The following is a 22,876-nucleotide window of genomic DNA, read 5'->3' on the forward strand; positions in this document are numbered from 1 at the left end:
TACCAGAGACCGCCGCCGCCGTCAGCCGGGAGTCATCATGCCCCACCTCCCTGTCTTCCTGCCAGTGCTGTTCCTGTCCGCCAGCCTCGCGGCCTGTTCGGTGGCACCCCCCGGAACGGAGATCCACGACCCCTACGAACCCTTCAACCGCCAGGTCCATGCCTTCAACAAGCAGCTTGACGAAAGCGTCCTGCGCCCCCTGGCCCGCGAGACGGAACAGGCGCCCGAAGGGCTGCGCGAGGTCGTGCTCAACTTCTCGGGCCATGCGGGTTTGCCGGGGGCGGTGGTGAACGGGCTGCTGCAGGGCGATCTCGAGGGGGCGGCCACCAACACCGCGCGCTTTCTTGTCAATTCCACGCTGGGGCTGATGGGGCTGGCCGATCCTGCCGCCGAGCTGGGTCTGACCGAGGTCGAGACCGATTTCGGCGAGACTCTGGCCGTCTGGGGCGTGCCCGAAGGCGCCTATCTGGAGCTGCCGGGCCTTGGCCCCTCGACCGAGCGTGATGCCGTCGGGCGCCTCGTGGATTTCGTGCTCGACCCCTTCGACCGGCTCCGCGCGATCCCCGAACCGGTCCGTGCCCTGTCCCTGCCTGCGCAGATTGCCGAGGAAGTGATCGAGCGGCAGCAGATGGGCGGGCTCTATGACGATATCCTCTACGGCAGCGCCGACAGCTATGCGCAGGCGCGGCTGATCTGGCTGCAGAACCGCCGCTTCGAGCTTGGCCAGACCGGAGCGGATGCCGATGTGTATTTCGATCCCTATGCGGAGGCCCCATGACCCTGCATTTCTCCCGCCGCCACCTTCTGGCCGGGGGGGCGGCCCTGGTCGCGCTCCTCGCCGCCGCCCCGCGCGCCGCGCTGGCCCAGGACCTTGCCGCGGCGCGGGCGCTGGTGGACGCGCTCGTGGCGGATGTGAACGCGGTCATCGCCTCGGGCCAGCCCGAGACCGAGATGATTCGCCGCTTTGCGCAGATCTTCCTCGCCTATGCCGATGTGCCCACGATCGCGCGCTATTCGCTGGGGGCCGATGCGCGCGCCCTCACGCCGGACCAGATGGCCCGCTACCAGCAGGCCTTTGCCTCCTATGTCGCGCGCAAATACGGATCGCGCTTCCGGGAATTCATCGGCGGGCGGATCGTGGTGGAGGAGGCGCGCGCCGTCCCGAATGGGATCGAGGTGCGCACCATCGCCCATCTGCGCAACCAGGCCCCCTTCCGGGTCGATTTCTGGGTTTCGGACCGCTCCGGCCAGCTCCGGTTCTTCAACATGATCGTCGAGGGGGGTCAACATGCTCCTCTCCGAACGCACCGAGATCCAGGCCAGTGCTCGATCAGCGGGGCCGGGATGTGGAGCGGCTGATCGCCGACCTGTCCCGGATGTGACACCGGGGCCGCGACGGGCCGGACGGGGGGCAGGACAGGAGCAGGGACCGTGACAGTCCCTACTGCCCCGAAAGGATCGAGATGAGCGCGTCGAGCACCGCCTCCTGACCGGGGTCGAGCGGCGTGCCGCCATCGAAGCTGCCCGAGGGAGGGCCGAAGGCCGCTTCGAGCGCGGCATCCACCGCCGGATCGCCGGTGGGCTGGAAGGGCTGACCCGTGCCTTCGGCCAGAAGGCCGCCGGGATCGACGAAGCGTCCCGTTCCGCCGCCCGCCGGCCCCTCCATCGGCAGGGGGCGGGGCGTGAGGCCATCCAGGACGCGAACCATCGTCTCGCGCCAGATCTCGGCCGGAAGGCCGCCGCCCGTGACGCCGGTCAGCGGGGTGTTGTCGTCATAGCCCATCCAGACGCCGGTCACGTAATCCGCCGAGAAGCCGATGAACCAGGCATCGCGGGCGCCCTGGGTGGTGCCGGTCTTGCCGGCCAGCTCCCAGCCGGGGATGCGTGCGCGGGTGCCCGTGCCCTCCTCGACCACGCGCCACATCATCCAGACGAGCTGCCTTGCAGCCTGCTCGCGGATGATCCGTTCGCGCAGGCCGCCGCTGCGGCCCATCACGGGTTCGGAATCGCCCAGGATCGTCAGATCGACGAGGCCATAGGGTTCGACCGCCGAGCCGCCGTTGAGGATGCCGGCATAGGCGGCCGTCATGCGCAGCAGCGTCGATTCGGAGGCCCCGAGCGCCAGCGCCGGACCCGAGGCCAGGTCCCCGCTGAGCCCGAAACCTTCGGCGATGGCGCGGACATTGTCGCGGCCGACCTGCTCGGACAGCAGCACGGCAGGGATGTTGCGGCTCTCGGCCAGGGCCTGGGTCAGGGTGATGGGGCCCTTGAAGGTCCGGTCGTAATTTTCCGGGCACCATTGCCCGCTGCCGGCGATCGTCATGCAAAGCGGGCTGTCATCGATGATGTCCATGGGCGAATAGCCCAGATCCAGGGCCGCCGCATAGATGAAGGGCTTGAAGGCCGATCCGGTCTGGCGCAGCGCCATCGTGGCGCGGTTGAAGCGCCCCGCCCCGTCGGCGCGGCCGCCGACCATCGCCCGCACCGCCCCATCGGCCGACATCACGACGATCGCCGCCTCGGCCTGGCTGCCGGCACGGACGCGCGTTTCGAAGACGCTGCGCAGGGCCTGTTCCGCCGCCCGCTGGATTCGGGGATCGAGCGTGGTGCGGATGATCACGTCCTCGGTCGTGCCGGAGGTGAAGAATTCGGGCCCCGAATCCATCACCCAGTCGGCAAAGGCGCCGCCCAGCGGCTGGGCCGCCGTGGGCGCAAGCCGCGCCGGATTGGCGCGCGCCTCGGCGGCCTCTTCGGGGGTCAGATAGCCCTGTTCCTCCATGAGGCCGATGACCAGCGCCGCGCGGTCCTGGCTGCGGGCGAGATTGGCCGTGGGCGCAAAGGTGGACGGAGCCTTGAGCAACCCCGCCAGCATCGCCGCTTCGGCGGGGGACAGATCGGCCGCGCCCTTGTCGAAATAGCGCCGGGAGGCGGCCTCGAAGCCGCGCGTGCCGGCGCCGAGATAGGCGCGGTTGAGATAGAGGGTGAGGATCTCCTCCTTGGAATAGCGCAGCTCCATCGCCATGGCATAGATGGCCTCCTCGGCCTTGCGCCACAGCGTGGTCCGGCGGCAGTCGGCCTCATAGGCGGCCTCGTTCTCCCAGCGGGCGGGATCGAAGGGCCGGCCGAGGCAGAGCAGCTTGGCCGTCTGCTGGGTGATCGTCGATCCGCCATTGCCCGAGAACGGCCCCCGCCCCTCCGAGAGGTTGATGCGGATGGCCGAGGCGATGCCGATGGGATCGACCCCGGGATGAAGCCAGAAGCGGCGGTCCTCGGTCGCGATGATGGCATTGCGCAGATGGGGCGACACCGAGTCTGCCGTCACCATGCCGCCGAACTGGTCGCCGCGCCAGGCGAAGGGCTGGCCATTGGCATCGAGCAGCGTGACCGAACCGCGCGCCCGGCCGTCCACCAGCGACGTCGCCGGCGGCAGCAGCGAGGCCTGCCAGAGGACCCAGCCACCGATGACCAGCGCGGCCAGCAGCCCAAATCGCCAGCTGACCGCCCAGACGGCACCGAACACGGCGCGCAGCAGACCGGCGAGAAGACCGAGGAGCCAGCCGATGGGACCGCGCCGGCGCCGCGCCGGCACAGGTCTCGATCCCGGTCCGCTGCCCCGGCTGCTGCCCTGTCCCCTGATCGGCCGCCTGTCCGCCACCAGCGGTCCCCGTCCCGATGTCTGTCTGGCCATCCTGCCTCTCGGCTGTCCTGCTGCTCGTCCGTGCCGATGTCGCGGACCATAGCCCTTCGGGGGGATCTTGTCGAAGGGGCCGGTCCGGTCGGGCAATTTCCTGCATGCCTATTCTTCAGGCAATGCGCTCATTTTGTGCAATCCGACGGCAGAAACCTCGGTCAGCGGGGTTTCGCAGGGGCAGCATCCGCTTGCTGCAGGGGCAGATGGAAGCCTTGCTGACCGCGAAGCGGCAGCCGGAGGGGACAGGAACGTGAAACTCATCATCGCGGCCATCAAGCCGTTCAAGCTGGAAGAAGTGCGCGAGGCCCTCACCGCCCAGGGTGTCCGGGGCATGATGGTGACGGAGATCAAGGGCTTCGGGGCCCAGTCGGGGCACACCGAGATCTATCGCGGCGCGGAATATGCCGTGGCCTTCGTGCCCAAGGTCAAGATCGAGATCGTCGTGCCCGATGCGCTCGCGGACGCGGTCGTGGCGACCATCGCCCGCACCGCGCGGACCGACAAGATCGGGGACGGGAAGATCTTCGTCCTCGATGTGGAGGCGGCCCTTCGCGTGCGCACCGGCGAGACCGGGGAGGACGCCCTGTGAGGCGCGCTCGACAGGATCAGGAAAGGATGCAGATGACGGAACGGATGAGACGGATGCGGCACGCAACGGCCACAGGCGCAGGACTGGCTGCAGGACTGACTGCGGGACTGGCCGCCCTGCCGGTCTGGGCACAGGAGGCTGCGCCCGCCGCGGCCGAAGGGTCTGTCACGGCGGCGGCCGAGGCGACGGCAGCGATCATCGAGAAGGGCGATGTGGCCTGGATGATGGTGTCCTCGCTGCTCGTGCTGTTCATGCTGATCCCCGGTCTTGCCCTGTTCTATGGGGGGCTGGTGCGGGTCAAGAACATGCTCTCGGTCCTCATGCAGTGCACGATGATCGGGGCCCTGGTCATGGTGATCTGGGCCGTCTACGGCTACTCCTTCGCCTTCGGGGGCGGCACCTCGCCCTTCTGGGGGGGGCTGGGCAAGCTGTTCCTGGCGGGGGTCACGCCCGATTCCACCGCCGCCACCTTCACCGACGGGGTGGTCCTGCCGGAATATGTGTTCATCGCCTTCCAGATGACCTTTGCCGCGATCACCCCGGCGCTGATCGTCGGCGCCTTCGCCGAACGCATCAAGTTCGGCGCGGTGATGCTGTTCACGGCGCTGTGGGTCACCTTCGTCTATTTCCCGGTCGCGCACATGGTCTGGGATGCGTCGGGGCTGATCTACAACCTCGGCGCCATCGACTTTGCCGGCGGCACGGTCGTGCATATCAATGCCGGGGTGGCGGCGCTGGTGGCGGCGGTCGTCATCGGCCCGCGCATCGGCTATGGCCGCGAGAACCTCGCCCCCCATTCGATGACGCTCACGCTGGTGGGTGCGGCGATGCTGTGGGTCGGCTGGTTCGGTTTCAATGCCGGCTCCAACCTCGAGGCGACGGCCGGGGCCACGCTGGCCATGCTCAACACCTTCCTCGCCACGGCGGGGGCGATCCTCGCCTGGACGCTGATCGAGAACGCCGTCAACGGCAAGCCGTCGCTGCTGGGCGCGGCTTCGGGAATGATCGCGGGTCTCGTGGCGATCACGCCCGCCTGCGGCACCACCGGCCCCATCGGCGCGATCGTGCTGGGCGCGGCGGCCTCGGCAGTGTGCTATGTCTTTGTCGCCAAGGTGAAGCATCGCCTGGGCTATGATGACAGCCTCGATGTCTTCGGCATCCATGGCGTGGGCGGCATCGTCGGTGCGATCGGCACCGGGATCCTCTGCGCCCCGGCGCTGGGCGGCACAGGCTATGTCGCCGAAGGCGGCACCATGGGAGCCCAGATCGTGGCACAGGTGACGGGCGTGATCATCACCATTCTCTGGAGCGGGATCGGATCGCTCGTGATCCTCTATGTGGTGCGCGCGGTCACGGGCCTGCGCGTGAAGGAGGAAGTAGAGCGCGAAGGCCTCGACCTCGCTTCGCACGGGGAGCGTGCCTACAGCTACTGAAAGCAGGATCGGCCGCGGCGGGCTCTTCCCCCGCCGCCGGATCCGGGCAGCGGCCTGCGCGGTTCTCTCCCCCCCGCGCAGGCCGTTCTGTTCCTGGGTCGCCCCCTGGGCCGACGGGGCCCGCGTTCAGAGACCCGCTTCGACCATCGCCTGCGCCAGCAGCGGAACCGTGCGTGCATTCAGCCCGGCGATGTTGATGCGCCCGTCCCCCACCATGTAGATGCCGTGATCGGCCCGCATCCGTTCCACCTGCTGCGGCGTGGCGCCGATTCGCGAGAACATGCCCCGGTGGTGCCGCAGGAAATCGAAGCGATCGGAATTGGTCAGCCGCCGCAGCTCTGCCGCCAGAGCCTCGCGCAGGGCCTCCATCCCCCTGCGGACATCCGCCAGCTCCGTCTCCCAGTCGCGGCGCAGATCCGCATCCGACAGGATCGTGGCGACGATGCGGGCGCCGTGATCGGGCGGAAAGGAATAGTTCTGCCGGTTGAGATGGGCGAGATTGCCCTGCGCCAGGCGCGCCGTGGCGGCATCGCGCGCCACCGCCATCAGAAGACCCGTCCGTTCGCGGTAGATACCGAAATTCTTCGAGCAGGAGACGGCGATCAGGCAATCCCCCTCGGCGGCGAGGCGGCGGGTCGCCTGTGCATCGGCCTCGAGCCCGGCGCCGAAGCCGAGATAGGCCAGATCGACGAAGGGCAGGGCGCCCCGCCCGCGCAGCAGGGCCGAGACGGCCTCCCATGTGGCCTGGTCGGGATCGGCCCCGGTCGGGTTGTGGCAGCAGCCATGCAGCAGCACCACATCGCCGGCCGCCACCGCGGACAGATCGGCCAGCATTCCGTCGCGGTCCACCCCGCGCGTGGCCTCGTCGAAATAGCGGTAGGCCCGGTGCGGGATCGCCAGATGCCTCAGGATCGAGACATGATTGGGCCAGGTCGGATCGGGCACCCAGACGGTGGCGCCGGGATTCAGCATGCGGATCAGCTCGAGCCCCTGCCGCACAGCGCCGGTGCCGCCGGGGGTTGCCACGGCGGCCACCTGATCGCGCGGGACGGCGGGCCCCAGCACCAGCGGGATCAGGGCATCGGCAAAGGCCGGATCGCCTGCCAGCGCGGTATAGGTCTTGGTCGTCTCGGTCTCCCAGATGCGCCGCTCGGCCTCGCGCACGGCGCGCATGACGGGGGCCGCCCTTCGGCATCCCGATAGACCCCCACGCCGAGGTCGATCTTGCCCTCGCGCGGGTCGGCACGGAAGGCGGCCATCAGGGAGAGGATCTTGTCGGGGGGTTGTTCGGTCAGGCGCTCGAGCATGGCTTGTCCTTCAGGGTCCGGTCGCCACCGGGCGGGCGGGGTCGGCGCCCCATTCCGCCCAGGAGCCGTCATAAAGTGCATGCGGCCGCCCCAGCCTTTCGAGCGCCAGGGCGAGAATCGCCGCGGTGATGCCCGAGCCGCAGGTGGTCACGCCGCCTTCCTCCGGCAGGAGGGCGGCCAGGGCATCCCTGTCCTTCATTCTGCCGTCAGGGTTCAGCAAAGCTGCATAATGGCAGTTGACCGCCCCCGGCATGTGGCCGGGACGCAGGCCGGGGCGCGGTTCGGGCGCCTCGCCGCGGAAGCGGGTCGGCGAGCGGGCATCGAGGACGGGCTGCCCCATGGCGAGCGCCCGCGCCACTTCGTCGGCGGTCGCGACCCGGACAAGGGGATCCCCCGCGGCAAAGTTGCCGGGCGGCACGGGCCGCGCTTCGCCGCTCTCCAGCGGATGCCCTTCGGCACGCCATTTCGGCAGACCCCCGTCGAGGACGGCCACGGCGGCATGGCCCATCCGGCGGAAGGTCCACCAGGCGCGGGCCGCAGAGAACAGGCCCGCGGCGTCATAGCAGATCACCGTGCTGCCTTGCCCGATTCCCTCGGCCCGCGCCCAGGCCTCGAAAATCGGCGGCGGCGGCGCCATGTGGGGCAGGGGGCTGTCCGGGTCGGCCACGGCATCGAGATCCATGCGCCGGGCGCCGGGGATATGGGCGTGCCGGAACTCGGCCTCGGCATCGCGCCCCGCATCGGGCAGATGCCAGGAGGCATCCACCACCACAAGGCCCGGCAGCCCGATCCGGCGGGCAAGCCAGTCGGTCGTTACGAGGGGGCCGGGCAGCAGGAGCGGATCCGTCATGGTGCCCCCCCGTAAGCCTGCATCGGCCCGGCGCAAGGCGAGCCTCTTGCCCCGAGGGCCCTTCCGCCGCATTCTGCGGATGCGAGAGGGGGGCAGCATGACGGATGACCGCGGCGCGATCTGGGTGGCGACCGGTCCGGACTATCTCGACCTCGCGCTGGCGTCGGCCCGGTCGCTCGCCCGGCATGAACCGGGCCTTGCGCGCGATCTCTATACCGATCGGCCCGATGCCGTGCCCGCCGGGCTGTTCGACCGGATCCATCCGATCCCGGACCCCCATCCGCGATCCAAGCTCGACTGCATGGCGCGCACGCGCTTCGGGCGCACGCTGTTCCTCGATGCCGACACGCTGGTCCTGGGGCCGCTGGGCGATCTCTTCGATATCGCCCTGCGCTTCGACCTCGCGATGGCCCATGACGTCCGCCGCGCCTCGCGGCTGATTCGCGAAGGGGTGACGGAACGGACGCCCTATGCCTTCCCGCAGCTCAATTCGGGCGTTGTGCTCTATCGGCGTTCGCCTGCGATGATGGCCTTTCTGGCCGAATGGGCCCGCCGCTATCGCCAGACGGGGGCAAGACGCGACCAGACAGTGCTCAAGGATCTGCTCTGGACCGACGAGCGGGTGCGCTTCTATGTCCTGCCGCCCGAGTTCAACCTGCGCCGGGTGACCCTTCTGGACGCCTGGGAGCCGCTCGATGCCCGCCCGACCATCCTGCATTCCCACCGCCTCATGGACCATCTGCGGGGGAATGGTCCGCGCATCACCGATCCTCTACACCTCATCGAGGAGGAACGACGGATGCTGCGCGCCGAATGGGAAGCGGCCGGGGTGGAGGGGGATGCGGTGGCGCGCTTTCGTGCGGCGCAGGCCGCTCTGGGCGAGGGCGAGGAGACGGACAGCCCGGCGGCAGCGGTGATGGCGCAGCCATGACGGGCGGGCACGGGATGAACCGCTTCCGATGAGCTGGGACGAGATCCGCACAGCCTATCAGGTGGCGCGCCTCGGCACCGTCTCGGCGGCGGCCGAGGTTCTGGGCGTGCATCATGCCACGGTCATCCGCCATGTGGATGCCCTCGAAGGGCGGCTCGGCGTGAGGCTGTTCCAGCGCCACGCACGCGGCTACACGCCTACGGAGGCCGGGCAGGAGCTTCTGCGTGTGGCGGCGAGGGTCGATGACGGCTTTTCGCAGATGGCGGTGCGCATCAAGGGCCAGGAGGCCACGGGCGAGCTCGTGGTCACGGCGCTGCCCTCGCTGGTGCCTCGCCTGGCCCCGCTTCTGGCCGAGTTCCAGGACCGCAATCCCGGCCTCACGGTCCGCCTTCTGGCCGCCGAGCGGCTGTTCCGCCTCGAATCCGGAGAGGCCCATATCGCCATCCGCGCCGGGATCGATCCCCCGGCCCAGCCGGACAATGTGGTCCAGCCGCTCGCGCGGATCCGCTTCCATCTCGTCGCGGCGAAGGAATATCTCGACCGCCACGGCCGACCGAAGGATGAGGCGGAGCTTGCCGCGCACCGTTTTGTCGGTCTGGATGGGGACGGGGGGCGCGCCCCCTTCAACCACTGGATCGAGGCTCTGGCTCCGGGGCGGATCGCCTTTCGCACATCGGGCGATCCGGCCATGCTGGAGGCGATCTGCGGCGGAGCCGGGATCGGCTTTGCCTCGCTCCAGGACAGTGCCGCGCGGTCCTGTCTGCAGGAGGTCCTGCCGCATCGGCCCGACTGGGCGGTGCCGCTCTGGCTCGTGACCCATGTGGACCTGCATCGTTCGCCCAAGGTGCAGGCGGCGTCGCGGCTGCTGAAGGAGGGGGCCAGGGGCTGGACGGGCTGAGGGCGGCCGGGGCGGCTCAATCGGGGGGGGGGCGCCTCGAGTTCGGCGGCCAGGAACCGTTCGAAGGCGTCCAGATCCACCGATTCCAGCACCCCGAAGCCGGCCAGGAAGGCGCCGGCCTCGCGCAGGCCGTCGGGGTCGAGCTTGCACCAGGTGATGCGGCCGCGGCGTTCCTGCTGGATCAGGCCGGCCTCGGCAAGGACCTGAAGATGCCGCGAGACGGCCGCCAGGCTGATGGGAAAGGCCGAGGCCACATCCGTCACCGCCATGTCGTCCTCGAGCAGCAGCCGCAGGATGCTGCGCCGGGTGGGGTCGGCCAGGGCGGCAAAGACGGCGTCGAGAAGGGCTGCCATGCCCGCCTTCTGGGCCCTGCCCCGGGCAGAGGTCAACCGTCCGACGGGGATCGCTCAACAGGACGGTTGAATGTCGTTCTGCGGCCCGGCCGCGGCGGGAGCGTCACAGGGGATTGCAGGATGTCAGGAAAGACAGGGGCTTGCGGGATCCGATCTGCGCCTTGACTCCGCGCCTGCCCTCCCCTAGCACGCCGCCAGCCCTTCTGAGGGGATCACGGCCTTGCCCGAGTCCGACCGGCCATCCGATGATGAGCGTCTGCGTGCGCTCGGGGAGCGGCTGGCAAAGGCCCGCGCGGTGGAGGACCGGCCCCATCAGGAGGAACATTATTCGCAGGCGCAGCTCGCCTGGCGAATGGTGATCGAGCTCGTGGCCGGTCTGATGATCGGTTTCGGGATGGGATACGGGGTCGACTGGGTGTTCGGGACTTCCCCGATCTTCCTGGTGATCTTCATCTTCCTGGGCCTCGCGGCGGGTGTGCGCACCATGCTGCGTTCGGCTCAGGAGGTGCAGCGCAAGCGCGAGGCCGAAGCCTCGCGGGGAAAGGGGGACTGAGCCGGTGGCAGCCGAAGCGGGACATGGGCAGGAAGGCGGCCTGACCTTCCATCCTCTCGACCAGTTCATCGTCCGCCCCCTCTTCGGCGAGGCGGGCGATCCGGTCCACTGGTACACCATCACCAATGCGACGCTGTGGATCGCCATTGCCGTCGCGGCGATTGCCGGTCTCTTCGTGCTGGGGACGGCGCGGCGGGCTGTCGTTCCCTCCCGGCTGCAGTCCGTGGCCGAGCTGCTCTACGGCTTCATCCACAAGATGGTGGAGGATGTCGCGGGCCGTGAAGGTCTGCGCTACTTCCCCTACATCTTCACGCTGTTCCTGTTCATCCTGTTCGTCAACTTCATCGGCCTGATCCCGACCTCCTTCACCGCGACTTCGCATATCGCGGTGACGGCGATCATGGGTTTCGGGGTGTTCATCGCTGTCACCGTGCTCGGCTTTGTCCTCCACGGGGTGAAGTTCCTCGGGCTCTTCTGGATGACGGACAGCCCGCTGATCCTGCGCCCGATCATCGCCGTGATCGAGCTGATCTCCTATTTCGTGCGCCCCGTCAGTCACTCGATCCGTCTTGCCGGCAACATCATGGCCGGCCATGCGGTGATGAAGGTCTTTGCGGGCTTTGCGGCGATCGCCCTGATCTCGCCCGTCTCCGTCCTCGCGATCACCGCGATCTACGGGCTCGAGGTGCTGGTTGCGGCGATCCAGGCCTACGTCTTCACCATTCTCACCTGCGTCTATCTGAAGGACGCTCTGCATCCCGGCCACTGACGGCCGGGTCCCACCCCGTTTCCAAAGGAGCAAGGGACATGGAAGGCAACATCGCGGATATGGGTCAGTTCGTCGGCGCAGGCCTCGCCGCCATCGGTTCGGGCGCGGCCGCCATCGGGGTGGGCCATGTTGCCGGCAACTTCCTCGCCGGTGCGCTGCGCAACCCCTCGGCCGCCGCCTCGCAGACGGCGACCCCTGTTCATCGGTCTGGCCTTCGCCGAAAGCGCTCGGGCATCTTCGCCTTCCTCGTGTCGCTGCTGCTGATGTTCGCGGTCTGAGCGCCCGATCCGCAGCAACGCCGATCGCCCCGGCCCGCTGCATGGCGTCGCCGGGGCGCCGACCGAATGCCCACGGAGGGAGCGATGGAAGAGGACGCCCAGCACGGCGCGGCAACCGATCCGGCCGTTGCGGCCGTGGACCCGGCCGGTGACGACGCGCATGGCACGCTGACGCATGCCGAAGCCGAGGCCTCGGCAGGGATGCCTCAGCTCAACCCTGAATATTTCGACAACCTGATCTTCTGGCTCGTCATCGCGCTGGTGGCGATCTGGGCAATCGTGACACGCGTGGCGATGCCCCGCCTGTCCGGCACGCTCGAGGCGCGGCGCGGCGCCATCGAAGGCGATCTGGCCGCTGCCGAGCGGCTGCGCGCCGAGGCCGCGGAGGCGCAGGCCGCCCATGACAAGGCCCTGGCCGACGCGCGGGCCGAAGCCTCGCGCATTGCCGCAGAGACCCGCGCGCAGATCCAGGCCGAGCTGGACGCTGCCCTGGCCGAGGCCGACCGGCGTATCGAGGCGAAATCCGCCGAGAGCGCCCGTGCCCTGGCCGAGATCGAGCGTGAGGCCGCCGCCAATATCGAGGCTGTCGCTCGCGACGTGGCCCGTGCGGTCGTCGCCGCTCTGGGCGGGCGGGTGGACGAGGGGGCCATCGACCAGGCCGTTGCGCGCCGCATGGGAGGGATCGCATGACCCGGCTCCTGACGCCGACCCTGATCCTCGCCGCAGCGCCGGCCGCGGCAGCGACGGGCGATTACGGCTTCTTTTCTCTCCGCAATACCGATTTCGTGGTGTTGCTGGCCTTTGTCGTCTTCGTCGGCATCCTGCTGTATTTCCGCGTCCCCTCGCTCATCGCGGGGATGCTGGACCGGCGTGCCGAGGCGATCCGCGCCGAGCTGGCCGAAGCCCGCGCCCTGCGCGAGGAGGCCCAGGCGCTTCTGGCCTCCTTCGACCGCAAGCGCCAGGAAATGGCCGAGCAGAGCGCCCGCATCGTCGCCCAGGCGCGCGAAGAGGCCCAGCGCATGGCGGCCCAGGCCCGCGAGGATGCCGAAAGGGCGGTGGCCCGTCGCATCGCCTCGGCCGAAGAGCAGATCGCTGCGGCCGAAGCCCGGGCCCTGCGTGATGTGCGCGATCGTGCGGCCGCCATTGCCGTTGCCGCCGCCCAGGAAGTGCTGGCCGCGCAGATGACCGATGCCGACGCCGCCCGTCTGATCGACGAATCCATCGACATCGTGGCCCAGCGCCTGCACTGAGGATCCTGCTTCCGGGCTCCCCCCGGAAAGGGGGCAAGAAAAAAGGGCCGCCGGAGCGATCCGGCGGCCCTCGGTCGTCTTGCGCTGGCGCTCAGCGCGGGGTGATGACGATCTCGACCCGGCGGTTCGCCTGGCGTCCTTCCGGGGTCTGGTTCGAGGCGATCGGGGCATCCTCGCCGCGGCCGATGACATTGATCCGCCTGGGGTCCACCCCGGCCGAGATGAGGACATTCGCCACGGCACGGGCCCGCTGTTCGGACAGATTCTGGTTGTAGGCGGCCGGCCCCGTGCTGTCGGCATGGCCGATGACATTGACGGTCGTGTTCGGATAGCGGTTGAGCGAGGCCGCAACCGCGCGCAGATCGTTCTGCAGCGTCGGCGTCAGGGCGGCCGAATCGGTCGCGAAGAGGATGTCGTTCGGTAGGGTCACGATGAGCTGGTTGCCGGTGTTCACCAGCCCGACATTGCTGCCGAGCTGGGCGCGCAGCTCCGCTTCCTGCCGGTCGAGCTGATTGCCCACCACTGCTCCGGCACCGGCCCCGAGCGCCGCGCCGATGGCCGCCTGGCGCAGGCGTTCATCATCGTTGTCGGCTGTTGCTGCGCCGACCAGCGCCCCGAGGCCGGCGCCGACCAGCGCCCCGGTCCGGGTGTTCTCTGTCGTCTGCCCCGGCAGCGGAGCCTGACAGGCAGCGAGCCCAAGAACCGAGATCGCCGAGAGCGAGAGGGTGAATCGTGCGAATGTCATGCGGTCTTCCTTCCGTTCGGGCGCTGGGCGCCCGCCATGGCCTCTATCGCCGGAGTTCGGCTGATATGCCATAACGTCCGCCTGTCGAAGCAGTTCCGGCTGCTCTGGACGCCCGTCAGGGGGATGCCTCGCGGCATTCCGGCTGCTGCGCCGCCTCCCAGGCCAGCATGGCGCGCTTGACCGGAAGACCCCAGCGATAGCCTCCGAGCGCCCCTGTGGCCCGCAGTGCGCGGTGACAGGGGATGAGCCAGGCGACGGGATTGCGTCCCACCGCCGTTCCCACGGCGCGCACCGCTCGCGGCCGCCCGACCGCCCCCGCGATTGCGCCATAGGTCGTGACCTGCCCCGAGGGGATGGCCAGGAGCGCCTCCCAGACCTTGATCTGGAATGGCGCCCCGATCGCATGGACATGCGCCGGTCCGCCCCTGCCGAAGGCGGCCTCTACCCAGGGGCGGAGGGCCCCCTCATCGCGGCGGATCCGCGCCCGGGGCCACCGGGCAAGCAGATCCTCGCGCGCGGCCGCTTCGCCTGTCTCGGCCGTGAAGGCGAGGCCGCAGAGGCCCTTGTCCGTGGCCATGGCGAGGACCGGCCCGAAGGGGGATTCGAACAGCCCTTCGCGCAGGGTCAGGCCTTCGCCCCCTGCGGCCCAGCGTCCCGGTGTCATCGCCTCCCAGGTGATGAAGAGGTCGTGCAGGCGCGAGGGCCCCGACAGTCCGACCGTCTGCGCGACATCGAGCAGGGCGCGTCGTTCGGCCAGCAGCGTCCTGGCATGGCCGAGCGCGAGATACTGGGCGAGCCGCTTGGGCGAGATCCCCGCCCAGGCCGAAAAGACGCGATGCAGATGGGCCTCGCCCATTCCCATCGCCCGGGCGAGATCGGGCAGGGTCAGGCGCGGCCCCGCCGCGTCGATCAGTTCGATGGCCCGGCGCACGACGCCGTAATGATAGGGTTCCTGGTCCATGGCCCTGTCCTAGGCCCTGTTCGGCTGCTGCGCGACCCGGATCCTGCGCAACGGCGACACCCGCTTGCTCCCCAGGCTCCGGACAGGCATGAGGGGCGGGCCATGCCACGCCAGCTCACCTATGCCGAGGAACAGGAGGTCTTCGCCCGGCTGAAGGCCGCCAACCCCCATCCGAAGGGGGAGCTCGAGCATGTGAACGCCTTTACCCTTCTTGTCGCGGTGGTCCTGTCGGCCCAGGCCACCGATGCCGGCGTCAACCGGGCGACGCGCACGCTCTGGCCGGTGGCCGACACGCCGGCCAAGATGCTCGCGCTGGGCGAGGAGGGGCTCGTGGCTCATATCCGCACCATCGGCCTTTACCGGGCCAAGGCCCGCAACATCATCGCTTTGTCGCGCCTGCTGATCGAGCGGCATGGGGGCGAGGTGCCCTCCTCGCGCGCGGCGCTCGAGGCGCTGCCGGGGGTGGGGCGCAAGACCGCGAATGTCGTGCTCAACATGTGGTGGGGGCATCCCGCGCAGCCCGTGGATACCCATGTCTTCCGCGTCGCCAACCGCACCGGCATCGCGCTCGGCGCCGATGTCGTGGCGGTGGAGCGGGCGCTCGAGAACCATGTGCCGGTGGAATATCAGACCCTGTCCCATCACTGGCTGATCCTGCACGGGCGTTATGTCTGTCTCGCGCGGCGTCCCAGATGCCCGGTCTGTCTCATCCGCGATCTCTGCACCTTCGAGGACAAGACACCCTCATGACCGCTCCCCGCTTTCAGGTCGTCGGCATCGGCAATGCCATCGTCGATGTCATCGCCCCTGCCGACGATGCCTTCCTCGACCGGATGGGCATCGCCAAGGGCATCATGCAGCTCATCGAGCGCGACCGTGCCGAGGCGCTCTATGCCGCCATGGAGGCGCCCCGGCAGGTTCCCGGCGGATCGGTGGCCAACACCATGGCCGGCTGCGGCAATCTCGGTCTGCGCACGGCCTTCATCGGCCGGGTGCGCGATGACGCGCTCGGGCGCTTCTATGCCGGGGCGATGGCTGAAGAGGGAACCGTCTTCGCCAATCCCCCCGTGCCCGCAGCGATGCCGGCCGACGGCAATCCGGCCGGGGCAGGCCCCGCCGACCGTGACCTGCCGACCTCGCGTTCGATGATCTTCTTCTCTCCGGATGGAGAGCGGAGCATGAACACCTATCTCGGCATCTCCGCGGAGCTGGGCCCGGAGGATGTGCGCGCGGACGTGGCCGGTGCGGCGGCGATCCTGCTCCTCGAAGGCTATCTCTATGACCGGCCGGCCGGAAAGGCCGCCTTCGAAACGGCGGCGCGGCTGACCCGCAGATCGGGCGGGATGGCCGGGATCGCGCTGTCGGATCCCTTCTGCGTGGACCGCCACCGGGCCGATTTCCGCCGCCTCGTGCGCGAGCTCGACTATGTCATCGGCAACCAGCACGAATGGGAATCGCTTTATGAATGCGGGCTTGCCGAGGCATTGAGGCGGGCCGCGCAGGATTGCGGCCTGGTGGTCTGCACCCGCTCGGGCGACGAGGTGATCCTGATCCGCGGAGAGGAGCGCGTCGTGGTTCCCGTGCGCCGCCTGACCCCCGTGGATGCGACCGGCGCCGGCGATCTGTTCGCGGCGGGCTTTCTCTACGGCTTGATCCATGGGATGCCGCTGGAGACTGCCGGGCGGATGGGCTGCCTGGCCGCGGCCGAGGTCATCTCGCATGTCGGGGCGCGGCCCGAGGGGGATCTGCGGCAGCTCTTCCGCGAGGCGGGTCTGCCGGTGGCGGAGACGGTCTGACCGCTCGACCCGGGGCCTGCGGGATGCGATAGGAGGATACCTCCTCCGCCCTGTCATGGAGGCTGCATGCCCGCCGCTCCCTCTCCCGGTGCCCTGATGGCGCGCGAGGCCGCCGAGGCCCCGGCTGCCTTCGCCCGCGCCTCGTGTCAGACCGTTCCCCCGCCGGAGGGGGCCTTCAGGGCCCTCCATACGCTGGCCCGGGGATCCTCGGACGCCGCGGCCACGGTGCTGGCCTACGAGGCAATGCGCGAGACGGGGCTGCCCTGCACCTCGCTGCCGCCGTCGGTGTTCTCCCTCGGGCGCGGTCTGCGGCTTGCGGATACGCTGGTGCTGGCCCTGTCGCAATCCGGGGCCAGCGAGGATCTCGTCCTGTCCGCCCGCGGGGCGCGGGCCGGGGGGGCACGGGTCGTGGCGCTGACGAATGTCGATGGCTCCCCGCTCGAGCGGGAAGCCGATCTTCGCCTGCCGCTGCTGGCCGGAGAGGAACACGCCATCCCCGCCACCAAGAGTGTCGTCGCCGCGATCGGTGCGGGAACAGCGCTGATCGGCGCGCTGGCCCCTGCCTATGCGCCGCGGGCCCGCGCCGCCGCCGAGGCCGTCCGCCGGGCCGAAGGGCGGGTCCTGCCCGGGGCGGCCCGTCTGGTCGATGCGCTGGCCGGCGCGCGGAGCGTCTATGTCCTGGGGCGCGACACCGGCTATGGCGCCGCGCAGGAGACGGCGCTCAAGATCAAGGAGTGCTGCGCCCTGCATGCCGAGGCGCATTCGGCGGCCGAGGTGCTGCATGGCCCGCTCCAGCTTGCCGCAGGGGGGTTGACGGCGCTGCTGCTCGAGACCGGGGCGCCCGGCACCGCTGGCAGCCTGCGCATCGCCGCCGAGAGGCTGACGCAGGAGGGGGCCGCGGTGCACCGTCTGTCGCCCGATGCCATCGGCGCCGGGGGACTCACGCCGGCGGCCGCGGCGGCGCTGCTGCTGTGCCTGCTCTATCCGGTGATCCGCGAAGCGGCGCTGGCCCGCGGGCAGGACCCCGATGCGCCGCGCGCCCTCTCCAAGGTCACGCGGACGGTCTGAGGGGCGCGGTCGATGCCCTGGATCGCCCCGGACCGGATCTTCGACGGCGAACGGCTGCAGGAGGGGCTTGCCCTGCGGATCGAGGACGGGCGCGTGGCCGACCTTGCCCCCTTCGATCCCCGGATGGGGGCGAAACGGATGACCGGAACCCTCTCTCCCGGTTTCGTCGATCTGCAGGTGAATGCGGGGGGGGGTGCTGCTCAATGCCGATCCGACGGCTGCCGGCATGGCGGCGATCGCCGCCGCTCACCGCCCCTCGGCACGGTCGCGATCCTGCCCACGCTCATCACCGATGCGCCCGAGCAGGCCGAGCGCGCGGCGCAGGCGGCTCTGGCGGCAAGAGGGCGCGAAGAGCTTCTGGGATTGCATCTGGAAGGGCCTCATATCAGCCCGGCCCGGCGCGGCACCCATGCCGCACGCTTCATCCGGCCGCTCGACAGACGCATGATCGATCTGGTCCGGCGCCTGCGCGCGGGCGGCGTGACGGTGATGATCACGCTCGCCCCCGAGGCCGTCGCGCCGGGGCAGGTGGCCGAACTCGTGGCGATGAGGGCTGTCGTCTCGCTCGGCCATTCGGATGCCGGTTTCCCGCAGGTGCAGGCAGCCCTGGCCGAAGGGGCAGGGGCCTTCACGCATCTGTTCAACGCAATGTCGCCCCTGTCGCATCGTGCGCCGGGGATGGTGGGGGCGGCCCTGGCCTCGACGGTTCCGGCGGGGCTGATCGCCGATGGCATCCATGTCGCCGATCCGGTGATTCCGCTGGCCTTCCGCGCCCGGCCCGCCCCGGACCTGACCTTCCTCGTCTCCGATGCCATGCCCACGGTCGGCGGACCGGACCGCTTTCGTCTCTATGACCAGGAGATCCGGCTCGAGGCCGGGCGGCTGGTCAACGCGGAGGGCCATCTGGCCGGGGCGCATCTGGTGATGGCCGAAGGCGTGGCGCGGCTTGTCCGGCTCGGCCTCGGCGAGGAGACGGCCTTGCGCGCGGCGGTCACGATCCCCGCCCGGCTGATCGGGCGCGAGGATCTGGCCCGGATCGCGGGGCGGCGCGCGACGGATCTGGTCCGATTGGGGCCCGGCCTGTCCTCCTGCACGCCCCTGGGGGCGCGGGTTTCCGCCGCTGCCTCCGGATCCGGCATTGGCGCCTGCGAAGGGGCCTGATAGCCTGAAACCGGGGAGAAACCCTGCGGCCCAAGGCTGGGAAGGACCCGACGCATGTTCATCGCACGCCATCCGACCGGCCCTGACGACCGCCTCTTCGCTGCTCTCGAGGCGCTGGCCGACGGCGCCCTCTGTCTCGGTCAGCTCCTGCATGACGAAGCGGGCAGGCCGAGCGATCTGCGGCTGCTGCGCGTGGGGGGGCGCCTTGCAACGGCGACGGGCCTTGTGCCGGCCGAGAAAGGCCTCCTCGGCGATCTGCTGCGCGAGGCGGGGGCCGAGGGGGACTGGCTGGCCGCCTGCGGCGAGACGGCGCGCAGCGGAGAGGCGCAGCGCTTCACCCTCTGCATCGGGGGACGTCGGCTGTCGGGTCGGGTCGTGCCGACCGGTGAGGCGGGCTGTCTCGCGCTCGCCTTCGCCGAGGAGACCGAGGCCGAAGCCCTGCGCCGCCGCAATGAAGAGCTGAGCCACCGGGTGATGAACAGCTTTGCCGTTCTCTCGGCCATAATGGCGATGGAGGCGCGCGCGGCGGACCCGGCCGCACGGGCGCCGCTCCGCCGGCTGCAGGGCCGGGTGGAGGTGATGAGCCTGCTCTACCGCCAGATCGAGGGGGCCGGCGACGGAGGGCTCGATGCGGCCGCCTATCTGCGCAGCCTGGCCCAGAGCCTGGCCCGGATGCAGGGGCCCGCCGTGACGGTCGAGGTGGAGACGGCGGTGAGCCCCCTTCGGCTGCCGGCCCGCCGGGCCGCTCCCCTGGGGCTGCTGGTCAACGAGCTGATGACCGGGGCCGCCGACCGTGCCGGGGGCGCGGCGCTGCATCTGCGTCTCAGCCTCCGCCCCGCGGACGGATGCGGAGACGGGGCGCTGCGCCTGACGATCGAGGACGATGCGCCGGGAGCCCCGGGCGATCCGCCCCCCCTGGCCGGGGCCTTCGCCGCCGAGCTGGACAGCGCCCTCGAGCCCGGGCCGGGACAAACGGCGCTGACCTTCCGTCCCTGAAAGGCAGGACGGTAGACGGGTGCCTGCAGATCGGCTAGGGAGGCGCGCGTGACGGGACGGCCACGGAGAGGCTCCATGAAGATCGCGATCCTGGGCGGCGACGGCTTCGTGGGCTGGCCCACCTGCCTGCATCTGTCCGAGAAGGGCCACGAGATCCATATCGTGGACAATCTCTCCCGCCGCTGGATCGACACGGAGCTGGGCGTCCAGTCGCTCACCCCCATGGATTCGATCCAGGAACGCTGCCGCATCTGGCGCGAGGTCACCGGACGCAGCCTGCGCTTCCATCTGCTCGATGTCGCCAAGGAATACGAGCGGCTCAAGCAGTGGCTTCGGGAACACAGGCCCGATGCCGTGATCCATTTCGCCGAGCAGCGCGCGGCGCCCTATTCCATGAAGACTGACCGGCACAAGGTCTATACCGTCAACAACAACGTCAATGCCACGCACAACCTGCTGGCCGCGCTGGTCGAGACGGGAATCGACGCGCATCTGATCCATCTGGGGACCATGGGAGTCTATGGCTATTCCTCGATCGGCGCGCCGATCCCGGAAGGCTATCTCGATGTCACCATCGACACCCCGAACGGCCCGCAGGCCCAGCAGATCCTCTATCCGACGCGGCCCGGCTCGGTCTATCACATGACCAAGAGCCTGGATCAGATCCTGTTCCAGTTCTACGCCCAGAACGACGGGCTGCGCATCACCGACCTGCATCAGGGCATCGTCTGGGGCACCCATACCGACCAGACCCGGCGGCATCCCCAGCTGGTCAACCGATTCGACTACGACGGCGATTACGGCACCGTCCTCAACCGCTTCCTGATCCAGGCGGCGATCGGTTACCCCCTCACCGTCCACGGCACCGGCGGACAGACCCGCGCCTTCATCCATATCCAGGATTCGGTGCGCTGCATCGAGCTCGCCCTCGGCGATCCGCCCAAGGCCGGGGACCGGGTGCGCATCTTCAACCAGATGACCGAGACGCACCGCGTCCGCGACCTGGCCGAGATCGTCTCCCGCCTGACCGGCGCCCGCATCGCCTTCCTGCCCAATCCCCGCAAGGAAGCCGATGAGAACGATCTGATCGTGAAGAACGACCAGTTCCTGGCGCTCGGGCTCGATCCCATCCGGCTCGAGGAGGGACTGCTGTCCGAAGTGGTGGACGTGGCCCGCAAGTTCGCCCACCGCATCGACCGCTCCCGCGTGCCGGCCGTCAGCGCCTGGACCCGCGAGATCGCCGAACGCCTCGACCGTGACCCCGAGCGCCGCGCGCTGCGTCCGGCCTCCTGAGCCCATGCTGCCTGCCCGGTTCGCCCCGCTGCTGTTCGGCCTGATCCTGTCCGGGATGATGTCGCTGATCGTCTCGGGCATCGCCACCCTGCGGGCGCTGGGCCTGGCCGAAGGCCTGGTCCGCGCCTGGATGGGGGCCTGGCTGTCGAGCTGGGCCGTCGCCTTTCCGACAGTGCTGGTCCTGGCCCCGCTCACACGGCGCATCGTGGCCCGCCTGCTGCGACCGGGGGACACGGCCCGGTGAGCGAAACCCCCGCAGCCCCGCGCAATCCCCCGCCGCCCCCGCCCCGGCCCGGCCATGGGCAGGCGGGACTCCGCCGCGCCTTCGTCACCCTCGTCACCAATGCCGATTTCGCCATCGGCGCAGGGGCCCTGCTGCGATCCCTCCGCGAGACGGGGACTGAGGCCGAGCTCGTCGTCATGCATACCGGCGGAGTGCCCGAGAGCGCCCTGCGCGCCCTCGAGGCCCGCGGCGCCCAGCTTCATGCGGTGGAGCTGCTGCCCACATCGGACGCCTTCAACACCGCCCATGCGAAGGACCGCATCCACGGGCTCAACCCCTTCACGAAGGGCACAAAGCCCCCGTTCCACACGCCGCTCGACAATTTCGCCAAGCTGCGGCTGTGGCAGTTGCCCCATGACCGCGTGGTGTTCCTCGATGCCGATACGCTGGTGCTGCGCAACATCGACCGGCTGTTCGACTATCCCGAGCTCTGCGCCGCCCCGAATGTCTATGAGAGCCTGGCCGATTTCCACCGCATGAATTCGGGCGTCTTCACCGCCCGCCCCTCGCAGACCACCTTCGAGCGCCTCCTCGCGCGGCTCGACAGCCCCGGCGCCTACTGGCCCCGCACCGACCAGACCTTCCTTCAGGCGGCCTTCCCGGACTGGCACGGCCTGCCGGTCTTCGACAACCTGCTGCAATATGTCTGGCTGAACCTGCCCCGGCTGTGGAGCTGGGAGCAGGTGCGGGTCCTCCATTACCAGTACGAGAAACCCTGGACCGATCATGCCAAGGCCGACCGGCTGCGCGTGCTGATCGATCTCTGGCGCGCCCATGCCGGCGACGGCCCCCTGCCGGATCTGTCCAGCCTGCCCCCACCGCCGGAGACGCGGTGAATGCGCGTCGCCCTGACGGGAGCATCGGGCCTGGTGGGGCAGTTCATCGCGCAGCGGCTGATCGCCGACGGGCATGCGCTCGTCGCCCTCGGGAGGCCGTCGCCCTGGGGCGGCGAGGCGCGGGATTGGCGGCTGGGCGAGCCCGCCCCGCTGGCCGGCTGCGATGCCCTCGTCCATTGCGCCTTTGCCCATCTGCCCGGGCGCTACCGCGGCGGCGAGGGGGACGACCCGGAGCGCTTTCTGCGCCTCAACCGCGACGGCACGCTGCGGCTGTGGCAGGAGGCGCGGGGACGGCGGATCGTGTTCCTCTCCTCCCGCGCGGTCTATGACGGCCTGCCCGAGGGCGCAGCGCTGACGGAGGATCGCCCGCTCGCCCCTCCGACTCTCTACGGGCAGGTCAAGCTGGCGGCCGAGGCGGCCCTGCATGATCAGGGAGGCGCCTCGCTCCGGGCCACGGGCGTCTACGGCCCCCCGGCGCCGGGACAGCAGCACAAATGGGCCGATCTGTTCGCCGCCTTTGCCGCCGGCACGGCGCTGCCCCCCGCCTGCGGCACCGAAGTGCATGGCGCCGATGTCGCCGATGCGGTGATGCGGCTGCTCGGTCAGGACAGGGCGGGGGCGTTCAACTGCTCGGACCTGCTGCTCGACCGGCACGACCTGCTGGCCGCCTGGTCGCGGATCGCGGGGGTGCAGGGACCCCTGCCCGAGCGCAGCACCGCCCGCCCGGCCGTGATGGACTGCACGCGCCTGCGCGCCCTGGGCTGGAAGCCGGGCGGCCGGGACGCCCTCGAGGCGGCGCTGCGCCAGATGGCGCGGCTCTGACCCATCCGGCCCG

23 protein-coding genes and 3 pseudogenes are annotated in these 22,876 nt (G+C 70.0%); 20 read left to right on the plus strand and 6 right to left on the minus strand.

Annotated features, from left to right (window positions below; translation table 11 throughout):
• The first annotated feature begins 37 nt into the window (after positions 1-37).
• Both RUTHE_RS08555 and RUTHE_RS08560 read left to right on the plus strand, forming a co-directional pair.
• Positions 38-778 (plus strand): MlaA family lipoprotein, encoded by a 741-nt coding sequence (locus RUTHE_RS08555; RefSeq protein ID WP_021097978.1) that lies wholly within the window; start codon positions 38-40, stop codon positions 776-778.
• Entirely contained in the window at positions 775-1,359 is a 585-nt protein-coding gene (locus RUTHE_RS08560; RefSeq protein WP_021097979.1) for an MlaC/ttg2D family ABC transporter substrate-binding protein, read from the plus strand. The genes RUTHE_RS08555 and RUTHE_RS08560 overlap by 4 nt, the downstream gene beginning before the upstream one ends.
• An 82-nt stretch (positions 1,360-1,441) precedes the next feature.
• On the opposite strand, the gene RUTHE_RS08565 is transcribed toward RUTHE_RS08560, so the two are convergent.
• The gene (locus RUTHE_RS08565) at positions 1,442-3,688 is read right to left on the minus strand and encodes a transglycosylase domain-containing protein (RefSeq protein ID WP_021097980.1); all 2,247 of its coding nucleotides are present in this window, start codon (positions 3,686-3,688) and stop codon (positions 1,442-1,444) included.
• Positions 3,689-3,941: 253 nt separating this feature from the next.
• On the opposite strand from RUTHE_RS08565, the gene RUTHE_RS08570 reads away from it, so the two are divergent.
• A complete protein-coding gene (locus RUTHE_RS08570) occupies positions 3,942-4,280 on the plus strand; it encodes a P-II family nitrogen regulator (RefSeq protein WP_021097981.1) in 339 nt (112 codons plus the stop codon).
• A gap of 53 nt (positions 4,281-4,333) precedes the next feature.
• Positions 4,334-5,713 (plus strand): ammonium transporter, encoded by a 1,380-nt coding sequence (locus tag RUTHE_RS08575; protein ID WP_211217741.1) that lies wholly within the window; start codon positions 4,334-4,336, stop codon positions 5,711-5,713.
• A gap of 126 nt (positions 5,714-5,839) precedes the next feature.
• Here the strand turns inward: RUTHE_RS08575 and RUTHE_RS08580 are convergent.
• A pseudogene (locus RUTHE_RS08580) lies at positions 5,840-7,020 on the minus strand (amino acid aminotransferase).
• Positions 7,021-7,030: 10 nt separating this feature from the next.
• Positions 7,031-7,870 (minus strand): sulfurtransferase, encoded by an 840-nt coding sequence (locus RUTHE_RS08585; protein ID WP_021097984.1) that lies wholly within the window; start codon positions 7,868-7,870, stop codon positions 7,031-7,033.
• A gap of 97 nt (positions 7,871-7,967) precedes the next feature.
• Between RUTHE_RS08585 and RUTHE_RS08590 the strand changes: the two genes are divergently transcribed.
• On the plus strand, positions 7,968-8,801 hold the full coding sequence (locus RUTHE_RS08590) for a glycosyltransferase family protein (RefSeq protein ID WP_021097985.1): 834 nt from the start codon (positions 7,968-7,970) through the stop codon (positions 8,799-8,801).
• Between the two features lie 28 nt (positions 8,802-8,829).
• Positions 8,830-9,699 (plus strand): LysR family transcriptional regulator, encoded by an 870-nt coding sequence (locus RUTHE_RS08595; protein WP_021097986.1) that lies wholly within the window; start codon positions 8,830-8,832, stop codon positions 9,697-9,699.
• A gap of 26 nt (positions 9,700-9,725) precedes the next feature.
• On the opposite strand, the pseudogene RUTHE_RS16045 reads toward RUTHE_RS08595, so the two are convergent.
• Positions 9,726-10,052, minus strand: a pseudogene (locus tag RUTHE_RS16045) (ArsR/SmtB family transcription factor); the annotation flags it as partial.
• A 220-nt stretch (positions 10,053-10,272) separates the two neighbouring features.
• Here RUTHE_RS16045 and RUTHE_RS08605 point away from each other — a divergent pair.
• From RUTHE_RS08605 to RUTHE_RS08625, 5 genes and pseudogenes are all read left to right on the plus strand, one after another.
• Positions 10,273-10,605, plus strand: coding sequence for an AtpZ/AtpI family protein (locus RUTHE_RS08605; RefSeq protein ID WP_021097987.1), 333 nt, complete (start codon positions 10,273-10,275; stop codon positions 10,603-10,605).
• 4 nt (positions 10,606-10,609) lie between these two features.
• The gene (locus RUTHE_RS08610; protein WP_021097988.1) at positions 10,610-11,374 is read left to right on the plus strand and encodes a F0F1 ATP synthase subunit A; all 765 of its coding nucleotides are present in this window, start codon (positions 10,610-10,612) and stop codon (positions 11,372-11,374) included.
• Positions 11,375-11,412: 38 nt separating this feature from the next.
• Positions 11,413-11,652, plus strand: a pseudogene (locus tag RUTHE_RS08615) (F0F1 ATP synthase subunit C).
• A gap of 84 nt (positions 11,653-11,736) precedes the next feature.
• Positions 11,737-12,342 (plus strand): F0F1 ATP synthase subunit B', encoded by a 606-nt coding sequence (locus RUTHE_RS08620; protein ID WP_021097990.1) that lies wholly within the window; start codon positions 11,737-11,739, stop codon positions 12,340-12,342.
• Entirely contained in the window at positions 12,339-12,902 is a 564-nt protein-coding gene (locus tag RUTHE_RS08625) for a F0F1 ATP synthase subunit B family protein (protein ID WP_021097991.1), read from the plus strand. Before RUTHE_RS08620 ends, RUTHE_RS08625 begins: the two co-directional genes overlap by 4 nt.
• Positions 12,903-12,993: 91 nt before the next feature.
• On the opposite strand, the gene RUTHE_RS08630 is transcribed toward RUTHE_RS08625, so the two are convergent.
• Both RUTHE_RS08630 and RUTHE_RS08635 read right to left on the minus strand, forming a co-directional pair.
• Positions 12,994-13,647, minus strand: coding sequence for a YiaD family glycine zipper/OmpA-like lipoprotein (locus tag RUTHE_RS08630; protein ID WP_021097992.1), 654 nt, complete (start codon positions 13,645-13,647; stop codon positions 12,994-12,996).
• 115 nt (positions 13,648-13,762) lie between these two features.
• On the minus strand, positions 13,763-14,608 hold the full coding sequence (locus RUTHE_RS08635) for a methylated-DNA--[protein]-cysteine S-methyltransferase (RefSeq protein ID WP_021097993.1): 846 nt from the start codon (positions 14,606-14,608) through the stop codon (positions 13,763-13,765).
• 102 nt (positions 14,609-14,710) lie between these two features.
• Between RUTHE_RS08635 and nth the strand changes: the two genes are divergently transcribed.
• The 9 genes from nth (at position 14,711) to RUTHE_RS08680 (ending at position 22,863) form a co-directional block, all read left to right on the plus strand.
• Complete coding sequence (gene nth, locus RUTHE_RS08640; protein WP_021097994.1) at positions 14,711-15,358, plus strand: endonuclease III; 648 nt, start codon at positions 14,711-14,713, stop codon at positions 15,356-15,358.
• Positions 15,355-16,404 carry an adenosine kinase gene (locus tag RUTHE_RS08645; RefSeq protein WP_021097995.1) on the plus strand — a complete coding sequence of 350 codons (1,050 nt, stop codon included), beginning with the start codon at positions 15,355-15,357 and terminating at the stop codon, positions 16,402-16,404. The genes nth and RUTHE_RS08645 overlap by 4 nt, the downstream gene beginning before the upstream one ends.
• Positions 16,405-16,470: 66 nt before the next feature.
• A complete protein-coding gene (locus RUTHE_RS08650) occupies positions 16,471-17,472 on the plus strand; it encodes an SIS domain-containing protein (protein WP_021097996.1) in 1,002 nt (333 codons plus the stop codon).
• Between the two features lie 12 nt (positions 17,473-17,484).
• On the plus strand, positions 17,485-18,633 hold the full coding sequence (locus RUTHE_RS08655; RefSeq protein ID WP_021097997.1) for an N-acetylglucosamine-6-phosphate deacetylase: 1,149 nt from the start codon (positions 17,485-17,487) through the stop codon (positions 18,631-18,633).
• Between the two features lie 54 nt (positions 18,634-18,687).
• The gene (locus RUTHE_RS08660; RefSeq protein WP_021097998.1) at positions 18,688-19,629 is read left to right on the plus strand and encodes a histidine kinase dimerization/phosphoacceptor domain -containing protein; all 942 of its coding nucleotides are present in this window, start codon (positions 18,688-18,690) and stop codon (positions 19,627-19,629) included.
• Between the two features lie 75 nt (positions 19,630-19,704).
• Positions 19,705-20,922 carry an NAD-dependent epimerase/dehydratase family protein gene (locus RUTHE_RS08665; RefSeq protein ID WP_021097999.1) on the plus strand — a complete coding sequence of 406 codons (1,218 nt, stop codon included), beginning with the start codon at positions 19,705-19,707 and terminating at the stop codon, positions 20,920-20,922.
• A gap of 4 nt (positions 20,923-20,926) precedes the next feature.
• The gene (locus tag RUTHE_RS08670; RefSeq protein WP_021098000.1) at positions 20,927-21,166 is read left to right on the plus strand and encodes a DUF2798 domain-containing protein; all 240 of its coding nucleotides are present in this window, start codon (positions 20,927-20,929) and stop codon (positions 21,164-21,166) included.
• Positions 21,163-22,041: a glycosyltransferase gene (locus RUTHE_RS08675; RefSeq protein ID WP_021098001.1), complete on the plus strand. Its 879-nt coding sequence runs from the start codon at positions 21,163-21,165 to the stop codon at positions 22,039-22,041. The genes RUTHE_RS08670 and RUTHE_RS08675 overlap by 4 nt, the downstream gene beginning before the upstream one ends.
• Positions 22,042-22,863 carry an NAD-dependent epimerase/dehydratase family protein gene (locus RUTHE_RS08680; RefSeq protein ID WP_021098002.1) on the plus strand — a complete coding sequence of 274 codons (822 nt, stop codon included), beginning with the start codon at positions 22,042-22,044 and terminating at the stop codon, positions 22,861-22,863.
• Positions 22,864-22,876 lie beyond the last annotated feature (13 nt).

Source organism: Rubellimicrobium thermophilum DSM 16684, from assembly GCF_000442315.1.
GTDB lineage: Bacteria > Pseudomonadota > Alphaproteobacteria > Rhodobacterales > Rhodobacteraceae > Rubellimicrobium > Rubellimicrobium thermophilum.

What these genes read in the sequence shown, in the direction of transcription:
- RUTHE_RS08555 (WP_021097978.1), top strand. Translation starts at nt 38, where the DNA reads ATGCCCCACCTCCCTGTCTTCCTGCCAGTGCTGTTCCTGTCCGCCAGC.
- RUTHE_RS08560 (WP_021097979.1), top strand. Translation starts at nt 775, where the DNA reads ATGACCCTGCATTTCTCCCGCCGCCACCTTCTGGCCGGGGGGGCGGCC.
- RUTHE_RS08565 (WP_021097980.1), bottom strand. Translation starts at nt 3,688, where the DNA reads ATGGCCAGACAGACATCGGGACGGGGACCGCTGGTGGCGGACAGGCGG.
- RUTHE_RS08575 (WP_211217741.1), top strand. Translation starts at nt 4,334, where the DNA reads ATGCGGCACGCAACGGCCACAGGCGCAGGACTGGCTGCAGGACTGACT.
- RUTHE_RS08585 (WP_021097984.1), bottom strand. Translation starts at nt 7,870, where the DNA reads ATGACGGATCCGCTCCTGCTGCCCGGCCCCCTCGTAACGACCGACTGG.
- RUTHE_RS08590 (WP_021097985.1), top strand. Translation starts at nt 7,968, where the DNA reads ATGACGGATGACCGCGGCGCGATCTGGGTGGCGACCGGTCCGGACTAT.
- RUTHE_RS08595 (WP_021097986.1), top strand. Translation starts at nt 8,830, where the DNA reads ATGAGCTGGGACGAGATCCGCACAGCCTATCAGGTGGCGCGCCTCGGC.
- RUTHE_RS08620 (WP_021097990.1), top strand. Translation starts at nt 11,737, where the DNA reads ATGGAAGAGGACGCCCAGCACGGCGCGGCAACCGATCCGGCCGTTGCG.
- RUTHE_RS08625 (WP_021097991.1), top strand. Translation starts at nt 12,339, where the DNA reads ATGACCCGGCTCCTGACGCCGACCCTGATCCTCGCCGCAGCGCCGGCC.
- RUTHE_RS08630 (WP_021097992.1), bottom strand. Translation starts at nt 13,647, where the DNA reads ATGACATTCGCACGATTCACCCTCTCGCTCTCGGCGATCTCGGTTCTT.
- RUTHE_RS08635 (WP_021097993.1), bottom strand. Translation starts at nt 14,608, where the DNA reads ATGGACCAGGAACCCTATCATTACGGCGTCGTGCGCCGGGCCATCGAA.
- nth (WP_021097994.1), top strand. Translation starts at nt 14,711, where the DNA reads ATGCCACGCCAGCTCACCTATGCCGAGGAACAGGAGGTCTTCGCCCGG.
- RUTHE_RS08645 (WP_021097995.1), top strand. Translation starts at nt 15,355, where the DNA reads ATGACCGCTCCCCGCTTTCAGGTCGTCGGCATCGGCAATGCCATCGTC.
- RUTHE_RS08650 (WP_021097996.1), top strand. Translation starts at nt 16,471, where the DNA reads ATGCCCGCCGCTCCCTCTCCCGGTGCCCTGATGGCGCGCGAGGCCGCC.
- RUTHE_RS08655 (WP_021097997.1), top strand. Translation starts at nt 17,485, where the DNA reads ATGCCCTGGATCGCCCCGGACCGGATCTTCGACGGCGAACGGCTGCAG.
- RUTHE_RS08660 (WP_021097998.1), top strand. Translation starts at nt 18,688, where the DNA reads ATGTTCATCGCACGCCATCCGACCGGCCCTGACGACCGCCTCTTCGCT.
- RUTHE_RS08665 (WP_021097999.1), top strand. Translation starts at nt 19,705, where the DNA reads ATGAAGATCGCGATCCTGGGCGGCGACGGCTTCGTGGGCTGGCCCACC.
- RUTHE_RS08670 (WP_021098000.1), top strand. Translation starts at nt 20,927, where the DNA reads ATGCTGCCTGCCCGGTTCGCCCCGCTGCTGTTCGGCCTGATCCTGTCC.
- RUTHE_RS08680 (WP_021098002.1), top strand. Translation starts at nt 22,042, where the DNA reads ATGCGCGTCGCCCTGACGGGAGCATCGGGCCTGGTGGGGCAGTTCATC.